The organism is Spirillospora sp. NPDC052242 (assembly GCF_040679555.1).
Taxonomy (GTDB): domain Bacteria; phylum Actinomycetota; class Actinomycetes; order Streptosporangiales; family Streptosporangiaceae; genus Spirillospora.
The window spans coordinates 15,187-29,679 of the sequence record NZ_JBFAUZ010000005.1; the positions used below are offsets into that span (position 1 = coordinate 15,187).

The window sequence follows — 14,493 nt, forward strand, 5'->3', positions numbered from 1 at the left end:
CGGTGCTAGTCGCCGCGTTCGAACCGGAAACCGACGCCCCGCACCGTGGTGATGTAGCGGGGACTGCCGGCGTCGTCGCCGAGCTTGCGGCGCAGCCAGGAAATGTGCATGTCGAGCGTCTTGGTGGAACCCCACCAGTTGGTGTCCCACACCTCGCGCATGATCTGTTCGCGGGTGACGACCTTGCCGGCGTCCCGGACCAGGACGCGCAGCAGGTCGAACTCCTTGGTGGTCAGCTGGAGCTCCTGGTCGCCCATCCAGGCCCGGCGCGACTCGGCGTCGATCCGGACCCCCTGGACGATCGGGGTCTCGGTGCTGCCCCGGCGCAGCAGGGCCCGCACCCGGGCGAGCAGTTCGGCGAGCCGGAACGGCTTGGTGACGTAGTCGTCCGCGCCCGCGTCGAGCCCGACGACGGTGTCGACCTCGTCGGCGCGGGCGGTCAGGATCAGTATCGGGACTCCGTGCCCCTCGGCACGTACCCTGCGGGCCACCTCAAGGCCGTCGAGCTCCGGCAGGCCGAGATCGAGCACGATGAGGTCCACGCCGCCCCCGAGGGCCCGCTCCAGCGCCTGCGGTCCGTCCGGGCTGACTTCGACGGTGTACCCCTCGCGACGCAGCGCGCGGGCGAGAGGCTCGGAGATGGACGTGTCGTCCTCGGCGAGCAGTACTGAGGTCATGAACCGATCGTATGACCAATCTTGAACGTTTCTCGGCCGCCGCCGCGCTCTTGACCTGCGGTTTGCCACTCATAGTAGAACCGCGAACACACATCTTTGCCGGGGATCGGGCGAATCCTGGCATCTCACCCGGGGAACGGCCCGTCGAGGACCGCGACGGCGGTCGCCGGAAGGGCCAGCGAGTGTGTTCCGGAATCGCCGATGGAGTCCGTTTCGAGTTTCACGTCCGGTTCGGAGGCGAGGAGGACGCGGGACGCGGCGGTCGCGATCTCCGCCGGGCGGTCGGCGAGGTTCGCGATGACGTGAATGCGGCCGCGCCGGATGACGACGAGGCGTTCCGTCCCGCTTTCCCGGACGTCGACCTCCGTCGCGGTGAGGCGCGGGTCGTTGAGGTCGGGGGCCGCGCGGCGGAGGGCGATCAGCGCGCGGTGCCAGTCGAGCAGTTCGCGGTGGGGACGGTCGGCGGCCTCCGCCCAGTCGAGCACCGACCGGCGGAACGTCTCCGGGGCCTGCGGGTCGGGGACGTCGCCCGCCCAGCCGTGCCGGGCGAACTCCCGCCGGCGGCCCTCGCTCACCGCCCGTCCGAGATCCGGGTCGACGTGGTCGGTGAAATAGCACCACGGGGTCGACGCGCCCCATTCCTCGCCCATGAACAGCATCGGCGTGAACGGCGCCAGGAGGAGGAGGGCGGCTCCCACTTTTTGCATGGGCACGGACAGGGTCGCGCTTATGCGGTCCCCGGACGCGCGATTCCCCACCTGGTCGTGGTTCTGCAGGAAACCCAGAAAGCGGTGCGCGGGCGTTGTACGGACGTCGACGGGACGACCGTGGCGCCGTCCCCTGTACGTCGACATCGTGCCGTCGTGGAAGAACACCCGTGTCAGGGTTTTCTTCAGCACCTCTAATGAGCCGAAGTCACAGTAATAACCTTGACGCTCACCAGTAAGGGCCGCGTGCAAAGCGTGGTGGAAGTCGTCGCTCCACTGCGCGTCGAGCCCATATCCGCCCGCGTCCCTGGACGTCACCAGGCGCGGGTCGTTCAGGTCGGATTCGGCTATCAGGAACAGATTCCGCCCCAGATGCGCGGACAGGCCCGCCACGGCCTCCGCGAGTCCTTCGAGGACGTGCACGGCGCGGTGGTCGGTGATGGCGTGGACGGCGTCCAGCCGGAGCCCGTCCAGGTGGTGGTCGCGCAGCCACATCAGCGCGTTCTCGACGACGAACGCGCGGACCTCGTCCGACCCCTCCTGGTCGAAGTTCACCGCGTCGCCCCAGGGCGTCGTGTGGGCGCCGGTGAAGTACGGGCCGTAGGAGGCGAGGCGGTTGCCGTCCGGGCCCAGGTGGTTGTAGACGACGTCCAGGACGACCGCGAGGCCGCGCGCGTGGGCGGCGTCCACGAACCGTTTGAAGCCGTCCGGGCCGCCGTAGGGTTCGTGCGGGGCCCACAGGTGGACACCGTCGTACCCCCACCCGTGGTGACCGGGGAACGCCGCGACGGGCAGAAGCTCTACCGCGTCGATCCCCAGCGAGACGAGATGGTCCAAGCGTTCTATGGCTGCGTCGAAGGTTCCCTCTAGGGTGAACGTCCCGACGTGCATCTCGTACAGGACGCTTCCCGGGAGCGGGCGCCCGCGCCACTCTGCGTCCGTCCAGGCGAAGCGGTCGTCGTCGTAGACGCGGCTCGGGCCGTGCACGCCGTTCGGCTGCCACCGGGAGCGCGGGTCCGGAAGGATCTCGCCGCTCCCGTCGAGGACGAACCCGTAGTCGGTCCCGTGGGCCGCGCCGGGGACGTCCGTCCCCCACCAGCCGGGACGGCCCGGCAGGGGCGCCATGGGGTGCCGGACGAGGTCGGGCGCCGGGCCGCACGCGACGTCCACGCGGCCGGCGGCCGGCGCCCACACCTCGAACCGGGTCAACGCGTGATCTCCCTCGGGATGAGCAGCGCCACCGGGAGCTGCGCGAACACCTCGGCGGCGTCCAGGTCGGGACCCCAGTGGTACGCGCCCGTCAGGACGTCGTGCCAGCCCTGCCGGCCCGCGCCGATCGTCGTCCCGGACCAGCCGCCGCGCCGCTCCAGGCCGACCGGCAGCCGGGTGGCGAGCGCGAGCGCGTCGCCGCGCGCGAACCCGACGACGTGGTCGGCGGCGGGCCCCCGGACGGGCAGCGGCTCGTACCCGGACGCGGGCCCGAACCACTCGGGCCGGGACCGGCGCAGCCGCAGCGTCCGCATGGTGACCAGCAGCTTCTCGTCGTCGACGTCCTTCGGGCCGCGGCCGGTGTCGAGGCGGTGCAGCCGCTCGCGGCGCAGCCCGTAGTCCACCGGGCGCCGGTTGTCGGGGTCGACGAGCGCGAGCGCGGTCATCTCGCAGCCCTGGTAGACGTCGGGGACGCCCGGCATGGCGAGCTGCACGAGCTTCTGCCCGAGCGAGTTGACGCGCGCGTACGGGTGGAGGCGGGAGACGAACGCGGTGACGTCCGTGATCAGGTCGGGGTCGGCCAGGACGCGGCGGGCGTGTTCGAGGACGGCGTCCTCGTACCCGGTGTCCGGGTCGAGCCAGGAGGTCCGCGTCTTGGCCTCGCGCATCGCCTTGGTGAGGAACTCCGTGAGCCGGCCGGGATCCAGCGGCCACGCGCCGACGAGCGTCTGCCACAGCAGGTACTCCAGGTCGGGTTCCAGCGGGGAGCGGTCGCCGCCCCACCAGTCCCGCCAGCGGTGCACGGCCTCGGCCCACTCGTCCGGAAGCTCCGACAGGACGTACAGCCACGCCCGGACGTCCTCCTGCCGCTTGGTGTCGTGCGTGGAGAGCGTCGTCAGGGTCCGGGGCCAGTCGCGGGCGAGGCGGACGCAGTGCGTGTGGAAGTCCACCGGGTCGACCGAGAACCGGCCCGGGTCGCCGCCCACCTCGTTCAGGGCGGCCATGCGGTTCCACCGGTAGAACGCGGTGTCCTCCACGCCCTTGGCCGCGAGCGGCGCCGTCGTCTGCTGGAACCGGATGATGAACTCGGGGTCGGTCTTCTCGCCCCGCCCCAAGGCGAGGTCCACGATCGTGTCCAGATCGCCGTGCAGGTCCTCGGACAGCCGTGTGCGCGCGCGCCCGGCGGCCTCTTCCAGGATCTCGACGGCCTGGGGCTGGGCGTCCTCCCCGGGGACGACGTACGCGCGGTACACCGGCATCGCGACGAGCAGTTCGACCAGCGCCCGCCGCAGCCCGGGACGGTCGCCCGCGACGCGGTGCAGGACGCGCGCGAGCCGGTCGACCTCGGGTTCCAGCCCGTGCTCGGCCGCGTACCGGCGGGACTCCCGCTCGACCTCCGCGAAGTCCGCCGGGCCGTCCGTCAGGGACGTGTACAGGTCGGTGAGCGGCTTCTCGCCGTCCGGGTCGACGAACAGGCCGCCGATCAGCGACAGCGAGTCGTACCCGGTCGTCCCCGCGCACGGCCAGTCGGACGGCAGCCGCTCCGCGCCCTCGGTGATCTTCTCGACGACGAGCCACGCGTCCGGCACCCGGGCGGCGACGCGGCGCAGGTAGCCGCGCGGGTCGGCGAGGCCGTCCGGATGGTCCACGCGCAGGCCGTCCACGAGGCCCTGGTCGACGAGGTCGAACGGGAGGGCGTGGGTGGTGTCGAACACCTCCCGGTCCTCCTGGCGGAGGCCGATGAGGCCGGAGATGTCGAAGAACCGGCGGTAGTTGGGCTCGCCCCGGCCGGGCGGGACGAGCCGTCCGCCGCCCGCGTCCCAGTCCACGTCGAACCAGCGGGCGAAGGGGGACGACGGGCCGTCGGCCAGGACGGCGGTCAGCGGGGCGTTCGGGTCGGGCGGGTCGGGGATCGCCATGTGGTTCGGGACGATGTCGACCAGCAGGCGCAGGCCGTGCGCGCGGAACCGGGTCGCCATCGCGCCGAACGCCTCGGCGCCGCCCAGTTCGTCGGCGAGCCGCGCGTGGTCGACGACGTCGTAGCCGTGCGCGGAGCCGGGCGCCGCCTTCAGGACCGGCGACAGGTAGACGTGGGACACGCCGAGCGCGGCCAGGTACGGCGCGAGCGCGGCGGCCTCGGCGAAGCCGAAGTGCTCCTCGGGCGTCCCGCGGAGCTGGATGCGGTAGGTGCCGGACGGGGGTGCGGCGCCGTCCGGCGGGATCTCCTCAGCCATGTCGTCCTCGGTGGGGTCGGGGGCGTGGTCGGGCGGGGAAGGCTGGTCGGGCGCGGTGGGGTCTGGCGTGCCGGGCGTGCCGGTCGGGCCGGGCGTGCCGGTCGGGCCGGGCGTGCCGGGCGGGCCGGGCGGGCCGGGCGGGTCGAGCGGGTCGGGCGGGTCGGGCGCGGGCGGGTCAGGCACGGCGGAGCACCTGGATGGATCGCGCGGCGACCGGCACGGTCTCGCGGGCCTTCACGACGGGCGACTCCTCCTCCGCGAGCAGGGGGTCGGCGGTGTCCAGCACCTTGATCCACATCTGCCCGTAGGGGGCGGGCGGGAGGACGAACGGCAGGTCGCCGTCGTGCGCGTTGATCAGCAGCATGAACGAGTCGTCGCGGATCCGCCGGCCGCGCCGGTCGGGCTCGCCGATGGCGTCGCCGTTGAGGAAGACGTTGAGCGACTTGTTGAACCCGGCCCGCCAGTCCCGGTCGGTCATCTCCTCGCCGCTCGGCCGGAACCACACCAGGTCGGGCAGGCACTCCGGCTTCGCGCGCGCCCCGCGGGCCTTCCGCTTGCGCTGGTCGCCGCGGAAGAACCGGCGGCGCCGGAACACCGGGTGCTCGGTGCGCAGCTTGGACAGGCGCCGGACGAAGTCGAGCATCGGCCCGCGCTCGTCGAAGAACGTGTCGTCGCGGAGGCCCGTCCAGTCGATCCAGGAGAGCTTGGAGTCCTGGCAGTAGGCGTTGTTGTTGCCCTTCTGGGTGCGGCCCAGCTCGTCGCCGTGCGACAGCATCGGCACGCCCTGCGACAGGAACAGCGTCGTGAGGAAATTGCGCTTCTGCCGCTCGCGCAGGGCGATGACGTCAAGGTCGTCCGTCGGGCCCTCGACGCCGCAGTTCCACGACCGGTTGTCGTCCGTGCCGTCCCGGTTCGACTCGCCGTTCGCCTCGTTGTGCTTCTGGTCGTAGGAGACGAGGTCGTGCAGCGTGAACCCGTCGTGGCAGGTGATGAAGTTGATCGACGCGATCGGGCGGCGGCCGTCGTCGGCGTAGAGGTCGGACGAGCCGGTCAGCCGGGACGCGAAGTCGGGCATCGTGCCCGAGCGCCCCCGCCAGAAGTCGCGCATGGTGTCGCGGTACTGCCCGTTCCACTCCGTCCACAGCGGCGGGAAGTTCCCCACCTGGTAGCCGCCCTCCCCCACGTCCCAGGGTTCGGCGATCAGTTTCACCTGGGAGACGACCGGGTCCTGCTGGACGAGGTCGAAGAACGCCGACAGCCGGTCGACGGCGTGCAGTTCGCGGGCGAGGGTGGCGGCGAGGTCGAACCGGAAGCCGTCCACGTGCATCTCGGTCACCCAGAACCGCAGCGAGTCCATGATGAGCTGCAGGACGTGCGGGCTGTGCATCAGCAGGCTGTTGCCGGTGCCCGTCGTGTCCATGTAGTAGCGCCGGTCGTCCTCGGCGAGCCGGTAGTACGAGGCGTTGTCGAGCCCGCGGAACGACAGCGTCGGGCCGAGGTGGTTGCCCTCCGCGGTGTGGTTGTAGACGACGTCGAGGATCACCTCCATCCCCGCCTCGTGCAGCGCCTTCACCATCGACTTGAACTCCAGCACCTGCTCGCCCCGGTGCCCGGACGACGAGTACTCGTTGTGCGGCGCGAAGAACCCGATCGTGTTGTAGCCCCAGTAGTTGCGCAGCCCCCGCTGCGTCAGCGCGTCGTCGTGGACGAACTGGTGCACCGGCATCAGCTCGACCGCCGTCACCCCGAGCGACTTCAGATGGTCGACGATCACCGGGTGGGCGAGGCCCGCGTACGTCCCGCGCAGGTCCTTCGGCACCTCCGGATGGCGGGCGGTCAGCCCCTTGACGTGCGCCTCGTAGATCACCGTCTCGTGGTAGGGGATCCGCGGCGGCCGGTCGTCGCCCCAGTCGAAGTACGGGCTGACGACCACCGACCGCATCGTGTGCCGCGCCGAGTCGGCGTCGTTGCGCGAGCACGGGTCGCCGAACCGGTAGCCGAAGCACGACTCGTCCCAGTCGACCTCGCCCTCGACGGCCTGCGCGTACGGGTCCAGCAGCAGCTTCGCCGGGTTGCAGCGCAGGCCGCGGCGCGGGTCGTACGGGCCGTGCACCCGGTACCCGTAGCGGCGCCCCGGCATCACGCCCGGCAGGTACGCGTGCCAGACGAACGCGTCGGCCTCCTCGAGGACGATCCGGGTCTCCTCGCCGTCCGCGGCGGGGCCGTCGAACAGGCAGAGCTCGACCCGTTCGGCGGCCTCGGAGAAGACGGCGAAGTTCGTCCCGGCGCCGTCGAACCTGGCGCCGAGCGGATACGCCTCGCCCGGCCACACCTGTGCCATGTCCCGCCCTCCCGTCGGTGCGCTGGAAGCCCTTCCCTGTGAGGGCTGGATCACACCGATCGGGAGTCCTCTGGTCAGAACGGACATCCGTGGGCTACCTTAGGGGAGCCTTACCTTAATGAGGACTCCCTAAGAGCCCCAGGTCAGGCCCGGAACGTGAAGTCGGACGGAAGGCCCGAACCGGATGTACGTCTGCATCTGCAACGCCGTCACCGAGGACGACGTGCACGGCTGCATGGCGAACGGTACGTGCGCCACCGTCAAGGACGTCAAGGCCGCGTGCGGCATGAAGCCCGGCTGCGGCTCGTGCACCCGGCGGATCTCCGCGCTGGTCAGCGAGTACCGCACCGCGAGCGAGCTGGTGGACGCCCTCACCGGCGGGCCGCTCCCGCTGGCCGCCGTCCCCGAGCCCGCGCCGCCGATGCCCGGCACCGCGACCCCCGGCACCGTGACCCCCGGCACCGTGACGCCCGTCACGGCGGAGCCGGGCCCCGGAGCCCCCGAGACGTTCGTCGCCGACCCGCTCGCCGAGCGGCCGGCGGCGTCCGACCCCATGATGTCCGACCAGGTCGAGAGGGGGACCGCACCGCCCACGGCGGCCTGAGCCTTCCCTAACCGAACAGCGGCGAGCGCCCATCCCGGAATCCCCGGACCAGGCGCCTACAAACCGTGCGAAACGGACAAGCACCCGGGTCAGTGCTGTCAGGTGCCGCTCGGTCATGTCAGTATGGCCGCATGGAAGGCGACAAGGACATCATCAATCTCCTCAACGAGCAGCTCACCGCGGAGCTCACCGCGATCAACCAGTACTTCCTGCACTCGAAGATGCAGGAGAACTGGGGCTTCACCCGGATCGCCAAGCACACCCGCGACGAGTCCATCGACGAGATGCGGCACGCCGAGCACCTCACGAACCGCATCCTGTTCCTCGAGGGTCTCCCGAACTACCAGAAACTCGGCACGCTGCGCATCGGGCAGACCGTCATCGAACAGCTCAAGGCCGACCTGGAGATCGAGAAGGAGGCCGTCGCCCGGCTGGTGCCCGGCATCGAGCTGATGCGCTCGCGCGGCGACATCACCTCCGCGCGGCTCTTCGAGCACATCCTCGAGGACGAGGAGCAGCACATCGACTACCTGGAGACCGAGCTGAGCCTCGTCGACGCCCTCGGCGAGCAGAACTACCTGCAGCGGCTCACCGGCTCCCCGGGCGACGACGGCCCCAGCTCCGCCTGACCGGCCCGGCGCGCGATGCCGCGGGTCAGGTGCGGCCCGCGGCGGTGTCCGGGGGCTTGGGGTTCCGCCGCAGCACGTACGGCTGGATGATCCCCAGGCCCTGGACCGGGCGCCGCACGATCCGGGTCACCTCGTAGGCCGGGTCCTTCTCCAGCGCCGCGGCCAGCTCGGCGTCGATCACCACCGACCCGGGCCGGGCCAGCGACGTGAGCCGCGCCGCCAGGTTCACCGTGGTGCCGAACACGTCCCCCATCAGCGGCAGCACGGGCCCGTGCGCCACGCCGACCCGGACGTCCGGCACCTCGGTCTCGTCCTGGATCGCCGCCGCGACCGTCAGCGCGATCTCCGCGCCGACCCGCGGCGACTCCGCGCTGAACAGCACCTCGTCGCCGAGCGTCTTGACCACCCGGCCGCCGCACGCCGCGATGATGTCCGACGTCGACTCCTCGAACCACTCCACGACCCGCGCCAGCTCGATCTCGTTCAGTTCCCGGCTGACCTGCGTGAACGACACCATGTCCGCGAACCCGACGGTGGTCATCGGGCGTCCGGCCGAGTCGCCGTTCTCCCGGGTGGCCGCCGCCGCGAGCGCGCGCGTCCCCGCCGAGGCGAGCTGCCGCCGCCACGCGTGCAGGACGAGCGGCTCGAACTCCCCGATGTGCGACTCGGCGATCCCCACGATCGCGTTGAGCGCCTCGGCGGACGGCGTCTCGTTCGGGTCCTCGCTGATCATGCTGCGCAGCAGGCTGACCTGCCATTCGGCGAGGCGCGTCATCGTCTGCCCGAACGCCCGGACGAGCCGGATCACGCCCTCCTCGTCCAGGACGCCGTCCTCCACCAGGCGGCGCATCCGGCACAGCGCGTCCACGTCGCCCTCGGTGTAGGCGACGGCGTCGTCGGGCATCGTCGGGTAGCCGAAGGCGCGCCAGATCCGGCCGGAGAACTCCCGGGACACCCCCGACCGGCGGACGGCGTCCACGCGCGTGTAGCGCAGCTCGCCGCCGAGCAGGAGCTCCTCGATCTCCTTCGGATCCGGCAATCCGGGTGCCATCCTCCGCCCCTCAGTGCACCGGCGCGGTGGGCTCCGCCGGCGGCGTCGTGGTCCGGTACCAGGACATATCGTGGCAGATCGCCGGGCGATTCACCCGTCCGTCCCCCGGACGTGTACCACATCGCCCGCACTGACCGCCCGGTCGCCCGACGGGCCGGACACCACCAGCCGGCCCGACTCGTCCACGTCCCGCGCGGCGCCCGTCAACCGCTCGTCCGCGGGCAGCTCGACCCGCACCGTCCGCCCGAGCGTCGCGCAGAGCTCCTTGTACGCGGGGCGCAGGCCGCTCCGCTCCGGATCGCCGTCCAGCGCCGTCCACTCCCGGTACCACGTCGCGAACTCCCGCAGGATCGCGCGCAGCAGCGGCGCCCGGTCGCTCAGCGGCGCCCCCTCGATCGCCAGCGACGTCGCCGTCGGCACGGGAAGTTCCTCCGCCCGCAGCCCCACGTTCAGCCCGACGCCCACGACGAGTCCGCCGTCGACCCGCTCCGCGAGGATCCCGGCCAGCTTCCGCTCCCCGACCAGCAGATCGTTCGGCCACTTCAACCGGACGTCGATCGCGACGTCCCCGGACTCCGCGTCCTGCGACCACGCGGTCATCCGGCGGACGGCCGTCGCCACCGCGACGCCCGTCAGCAGCGGCAGCCACCCGAGCCGCGCCACCGGCACCCCGGGACGCACCAGCATCGAGAACATCAGCCCCGACCGCGGCGGCGCCTGCCACGGCCGTCCCAGCCGTCCCCGCCCCGCCGTCTGCAGCTCGGTGACCAGCACGGTCCCCTCCGGCGCGCCCTCCCGGGCCAGCACCGCCAGGTCCGCGTTCGTCGACCCGGTCTCCTCCACCACCCGGACCTCGCGCCACAGCCCGTCCGGACGGACGAGCGCGCGGTGCAGCGCCGCCTCGTGCAGCGGCGGCCGGTCCAGGTCCCCGTACGGTGAGTCGCTCACGTACCCATCCAACATCACCGGCCCCGGGAGCGCCGTCTAGGGTGCGGGCATGGACGGAGTGACCCTGGTGCGGGACCACGAGCACGTCGCCGAGATCGTGCTCGACAGACCGGAAGCCCTCAACGCCCTCTCCACCGCGATGGCCCGCCGGCTCGCCGCCGTGTGCGCCGAGGTGGCCGCCGACGCGTCCGTGCGCGCGGTCGTCGTCGCCGCCGCGGGCGAGAAGGCGTTCTGCGTGGGCGCGGACCTCAAGGAACGCAACTCGATGACCGACGCGCAGATCCTCGCGCAGCGCCCGGTCTTCCGCGCCGCGTTCGGCGGCGTCCTGAACCTCCCGCAGCCGGTCGTCGCCGCCGTGCACGGCTACGCGCTCGGCGGCGGCTGCGAGATCGCCCTGTCCGCCGACCTGATCGTCGCGGACGAGTCCGCCGTGTTCGGCCTCCCCGAGGTCGGCGTCGGCCTCATCCCCGCGGGCGGCGGCACCCAGCTCGCGCTGCGCCGCCTCGGCCCCGGCAAGGCCGCCGACCTCGTCCTCACCGGCCGCCGCCTCGGCGTCGAGGAGGCCCTCGAGTTCGGCCTCGCCGACCGCAAGGTCCCCGCGGGCTCCGCCCGCGCGGAGGCCCGCGCCCTCGCCGCCGTCATCGCGGGCAACTCCCCCGTCGCCGTCCGCGCCGCCAAGCGCGCCCTCCGCCAGGGCGGCGGCGTCCCCCTCGAAGCCGCCCTCGACATCGAGGAGAACGCCTGGCGCACCGCCGTCCTCTCCCCGGACCGCGCCGAGGGAATCGCCGCCTTCAACGAAAAGCGAAGGCCCAACTGGCCCAGTTGACCCAGGGGGGCGACCCCCTGGAACCCCCGTTGGTCGCCGGGCGATCCTCGCGTGCTGTGCAAGCGCGCGAGGATCGTTCGGCGGTCGTACGCACGCTCCGGTCGCCCGGCTCCGCGCTTCGCGCGACCTCCGGCGCCGGGCGCCTACGGCCGCGCGAAGCGTGCCCGTGGCCGCGGTATGCGGTCCCCTGAACGCCATGCGGCACTCGGGCACCCATAGGCCGGGGTCAGGTGAGGAGGGTCCAGGCGGCCGTGGCCGCTACCAGCAGGTAGAGCGCGGTCATCATGTAGCCCATGACCATGCCCCACAGCGCTACGGAGCGGGCGTCGACCATGTCGATGGTGACCTCGCCCTTGCGCCAGCGGCGGCGGGCGAGGTGGCCGCAGACGACCGCGGGGACGCCGAGGGGGAACAGGCAGACGGCCGCCACCGCCAGGGCCGGCGACTTGCCCTTGGCGGCGGCCGGGCCGTGGGGTGCCGATGGGGCGGGCGTTATACGGCCGATGGCGTCCTTCGACACTTCGGCCGTGTAGTGCGGCGGCGGCTTCAGGTGGCCCTCCGGGCCTGAGGGGTGTTTCACCCACCGAAGTATGGCGTGCCGCACGGCGGGGCGGCGCCGGTCCGCCCCACCGTGCGGGGGGCTCAGCCGGTGTTCTGCAGGCCGGCGGCGACGCCGTTGACGGACAGGAGCAGGAGTTCCTCCAGGTGGGCGCGCTCGTCCTCGTCGGCGACGCCCGCGCGGAGGGCCTTGAGGGCGCGGAGCTGGAGGTGCGAGAGCGCGTCCACGTAGGGGTTGCGCAGCTCGACGGCGCGGGACAGGACGCGGCGGTTCTCCAGCAGGCGCTCGTGGCCGGTGACGGCGAGGACGAGCGAGCGCGTGCGGTCGTACTCGGCGAGGACGGTCTCGGACAGGTCGGGCCGCCCGCCGAGGGCCAGGTAGCGTTCGGCGATCGCGCGGTCGGACTTGGCGAGGCTCATCTCCGCGTTGTCGAGCAGCGTGTTGAACAGCGGCCACGCCTCGTACGCCTCGCGGAGCGCGGTGAGGTCGCGGCCGTCGTCGGAGACGGCGGCGAGGCCGCTGCCGAGGCCGTACCAGCCGGGGAGGTTGACGCGGGTCTGCGTCCACGCGAACACCCAGGGGATGGCGCGCAGGTCCTCCAGGCCGCGGGCGGCCTTGCGGCGGGCGGGACGGGAGCCGATGCGCAGCTCGGAGATCTCCTCGAGGGGGCTGACGCGCGCGAACCAGGTCGCGAAGCCGTCCGTCTCGATGAGGGAGCGGAACGCGGTCTGGGCGGCGGCGCCGATACGGTCGGCGAGGGGGCGGTACCGGGCGGCGGCCTCGCGGGCGCGGTCCTGGACCGCGTCGGTGGACGCCAGCAGGACGGCGCTCGTGACCTGCTCGACGTGCCGCTTGGCGATCTCGGGGTGGCCGTACCGGGCGAAGATCACCTCGCCCTGCTCGGTGACCTTGAACCGGCCGCCGACGGAGCCGGGCGCCTGGGCGAGGATCGCGCGGTTGGCGGGGCCGCCGCCGCGGCCGAGGGAGCCGCCGCGGCCGTGGAAGAGGGTCAGCGCGACGCCGTTCTTGGACGCCCACGCGGTGAGGGCCTCCTGCGCGTCGTACAGGCGGAGGGTGGCGGCGGCCGGGCCGAGCTGCTTCGCGGAGTCGGAGTAGCCGAGCATGACCTCCAGGCGGCGGCCGGTGTCGTCGAGGCGGCGCCGGACGGCCGGGATGCCGAGCATGCGGTCGACGATCTCGGGGGCGCGGTCGAGGTCCTCGCCGGTCTCGAACAGCGGGACGACGTCCAGGACGGGCGCCTGCTCGCCGAGGGACGCGGCCAGTTCGTGGACGTTCGCGACGTCGTCGGCGGAGCGGGTGAACGACACGACGTAGCGGTGGCAGGCGCGGACGCCGAACCGCTGCTGGATCCACGCGACGACGCGGAGGGTCTCGAGGATCTCCTCGGTCATCTCCGAGCGCTCGCCGCCGGCGCGGATCTCCGCGAGGGCCTGCTCGTGCAGCTCGGAGTGCTGCCGGATCTCCAGCTCGGCGAGGTGGAAGCCGAACGTCTCGACCTGCCAGATCAGCTGCTGGACGCGTCCGTACGCCTGCCGCTTCGCGCCCGCGGCGGCGAGGGACTCCTGGACGGTGCGGAGGTCGGCGAGGAGGTCGTCCGGGGACGCGTAGGCGAGGTCGGCGTCGCGGTCGCGGGTCGCGGCGATGCGGGCCGCGACGTAGAGCAGGAACTGGCGGTGCGGTTCGCCGGGCGAGCGCTTGGCCATCCGGCGGCTGCGGGACGGCTGCGCGGTGCGGGCGGCGGCGAGGGCGTTGCGCAGCGCCGCCGAGGGCGGCGTGGTGCTCTCGTGGACGGTCAGCTCGCGGCCGATGCGGGCGCACGTCGCCTCCAGCGCGGACAGGACGTGCTCCGCCTGGATCATGATCGCGTCGCGGGTGACCTGCGCGGTGACGTAGGGGTTGCCGTCGCGGTCGCCGCCGATCCAGCTCCCGAAGCGCAGGTAGGGGCGCGCGGCCGGGGGCCGGGTGCCGGTGCCGGCGCCGGCGAGGGCGCGGTCGAGGGCCCGGTACACGTGCGGGACGACCCGGAAGATCGTCTCGTCGAACGCGGCCATCGCGGTGCGGACCTCGTCGAGCGGGTCCATCTGGGTGCCGCGGCGCAGCGCGGTCCGCCACAGGACGTCGATCTCCTCGCGGAGCGTCCGCTCGATCTCGGCGCGCTCGCCCGCGCCGGGGCCGGCGTTCAGCCGGGTGAGCAGGTCGCTGATCCGCTGGATGGACGTGACGACGGCGCGGCGCCGGGCCTCGGTGGGGTGCGCGGTGAACACCGGCCGGAACTCCAGGCCGTCGACCAGGCCGGCGAGGAACTCGGCGTCGGCGATCTCGGCGACGGCCGCGGCGACCGACCCGGGGGCGGTGTCGCCGGTGTCGCGCTCGCGGAGCGTGCGGATGCGGTGGTGCTCCTCGGCGAGGTTCGTCAGGTGGAAGTACACCGTGAACGCGCGGGCGACCTCCTCGGCGCGTTCCAGCGACCAGCCGTCGACGATCGCCGCGACCTCGTCGCCGGGCAGCTCGCCGCGGCGCGCGGCGATCACCGCGTGCCGGAGCCGTTCGACGTCGTCCAGCAGGCCCTGCCCGCCGTACTCGACGAGCCCGTCGCCGAGCATGCCGCCCAGCAGGCGGACGTCGTTGCGCAGCGGTTCGGGCATGTCCTGCCGGAGGATCTCACGCGTGTTCGTAGCCACGTTCAC

The 14,493-nt window shown here is 72.8% G+C and carries 11 protein-coding genes; 3 read left to right on the forward strand and 8 right to left on the reverse strand.

Features of this window, described 5'->3' with window-relative positions:
* Positions 1 to 5: 5 nt before the first annotated feature.
* The 4 genes from AB0L25_RS05490 to glgX form a co-directional block, all read right to left on the reverse strand.
* Complete coding sequence (locus AB0L25_RS05490; RefSeq protein WP_019629095.1) at positions 6 to 677, reverse strand: response regulator transcription factor; 672 nt, start codon at positions 675 to 677, stop codon at positions 6 to 8.
* Between the two features lie 125 nt (positions 678 to 802).
* A complete protein-coding gene (gene treZ / locus AB0L25_RS05495; protein WP_500168936.1) occupies positions 803 to 2,593 on the reverse strand; it encodes a malto-oligosyltrehalose trehalohydrolase in 1,791 nt (596 codons plus the stop codon).
* Complete coding sequence (gene treY / locus AB0L25_RS05500) at positions 2,590 to 5,010, reverse strand: malto-oligosyltrehalose synthase (RefSeq protein ID WP_500168937.1); 2,421 nt, start codon at positions 5,008 to 5,010, stop codon at positions 2,590 to 2,592. The genes treZ and treY overlap by 4 nt, the downstream gene beginning before the upstream one ends.
* Positions 5,003 to 7,168: a glycogen debranching protein GlgX gene (gene glgX / locus AB0L25_RS05505; RefSeq protein ID WP_500168939.1), complete on the reverse strand. Its 2,166-nt coding sequence runs from the start codon at positions 7,166 to 7,168 to the stop codon at positions 5,003 to 5,005. Before glgX ends, treY begins: the two co-directional genes overlap by 8 nt.
* Positions 7,169 to 7,352: 184 nt before the next feature.
* Here glgX and AB0L25_RS05510 point away from each other — a divergent pair, with 184 nt between their 5' ends.
* Both AB0L25_RS05510 and bfr read left to right on the forward strand, forming a co-directional pair.
* On the forward strand, positions 7,353 to 7,772 hold the full coding sequence (locus tag AB0L25_RS05510) for a (2Fe-2S)-binding protein (RefSeq protein WP_500168941.1): 420 nt from the start codon (positions 7,353 to 7,355) through the stop codon (positions 7,770 to 7,772).
* Between the two features lie 131 nt (positions 7,773 to 7,903).
* Positions 7,904 to 8,401 carry a bacterioferritin gene (gene bfr / locus AB0L25_RS05515; RefSeq protein ID WP_500168943.1) on the forward strand — a complete coding sequence of 166 codons (498 nt, stop codon included), beginning with the start codon at positions 7,904 to 7,906 and terminating at the stop codon, positions 8,399 to 8,401.
* Between the two features lie 25 nt (positions 8,402 to 8,426).
* Here bfr and AB0L25_RS05520 read toward each other — a convergent pair whose 3' ends face one another.
* The gene (locus tag AB0L25_RS05520; protein WP_500168945.1) at positions 8,427 to 9,452 is read right to left on the reverse strand and encodes an adenylate/guanylate cyclase domain-containing protein; all 1,026 of its coding nucleotides are present in this window, start codon (positions 9,450 to 9,452) and stop codon (positions 8,427 to 8,429) included.
* Positions 9,453 to 9,542: 90 nt separating this feature from the next.
* On the reverse strand, positions 9,543 to 10,400 hold the full coding sequence (locus AB0L25_RS05525; protein WP_500168947.1) for a biotin--[acetyl-CoA-carboxylase] ligase: 858 nt from the start codon (positions 10,398 to 10,400) through the stop codon (positions 9,543 to 9,545).
* A gap of 49 nt (positions 10,401 to 10,449) precedes the next feature.
* Between AB0L25_RS05525 and AB0L25_RS05530 the strand changes: the two genes are divergently transcribed.
* Positions 10,450 to 11,226, forward strand: a complete 777-nt coding sequence (locus AB0L25_RS05530) for an enoyl-CoA hydratase/isomerase family protein (RefSeq protein ID WP_500168949.1) — start codon at positions 10,450 to 10,452, stop codon at positions 11,224 to 11,226.
* 226 nt (positions 11,227 to 11,452) lie between these two features.
* Here AB0L25_RS05530 and AB0L25_RS05535 read toward each other — a convergent pair whose 3' ends face one another.
* The gene (locus tag AB0L25_RS05535) at positions 11,453 to 11,806 is read right to left on the reverse strand and encodes a DUF4190 domain-containing protein (RefSeq protein ID WP_500168950.1); all 354 of its coding nucleotides are present in this window, start codon (positions 11,804 to 11,806) and stop codon (positions 11,453 to 11,455) included.
* 62 nt (positions 11,807 to 11,868) lie between these two features.
* Positions 11,869 to 14,451, reverse strand: a complete 2,583-nt coding sequence (locus AB0L25_RS05540; protein WP_500169238.1) for a phosphoenolpyruvate carboxylase — start codon at positions 14,449 to 14,451, stop codon at positions 11,869 to 11,871.
* Positions 14,452 to 14,493: the final 42 nt, after the last annotated feature.

What these genes read in the sequence shown, in the direction of transcription:
- glgX (WP_500168939.1), bottom strand. Translation starts at nt 7,168, where the DNA reads ATGGCACAGGTGTGGCCGGGCGAGGCGTATCCGCTCGGCGCCAGGTTC.
- AB0L25_RS05510 (WP_500168941.1), top strand. Translation starts at nt 7,353, where the DNA reads ATGTACGTCTGCATCTGCAACGCCGTCACCGAGGACGACGTGCACGGC.
- AB0L25_RS05520 (WP_500168945.1), bottom strand. Translation starts at nt 9,452, where the DNA reads ATGGCACCCGGATTGCCGGATCCGAAGGAGATCGAGGAGCTCCTGCTC.
- AB0L25_RS05530 (WP_500168949.1), top strand. Translation starts at nt 10,450, where the DNA reads ATGGACGGAGTGACCCTGGTGCGGGACCACGAGCACGTCGCCGAGATC.
- bfr (WP_500168943.1), top strand. Translation starts at nt 7,904, where the DNA reads ATGGAAGGCGACAAGGACATCATCAATCTCCTCAACGAGCAGCTCACC.
- AB0L25_RS05490 (WP_019629095.1), bottom strand. Translation starts at nt 677, where the DNA reads ATGACCTCAGTACTGCTCGCCGAGGACGACACGTCCATCTCCGAGCCT.
- AB0L25_RS05540 (WP_500169238.1), bottom strand. Translation starts at nt 14,451, where the DNA reads ATGCCCGAACCGCTGCGCAACGACGTCCGCCTGCTGGGCGGCATGCTC.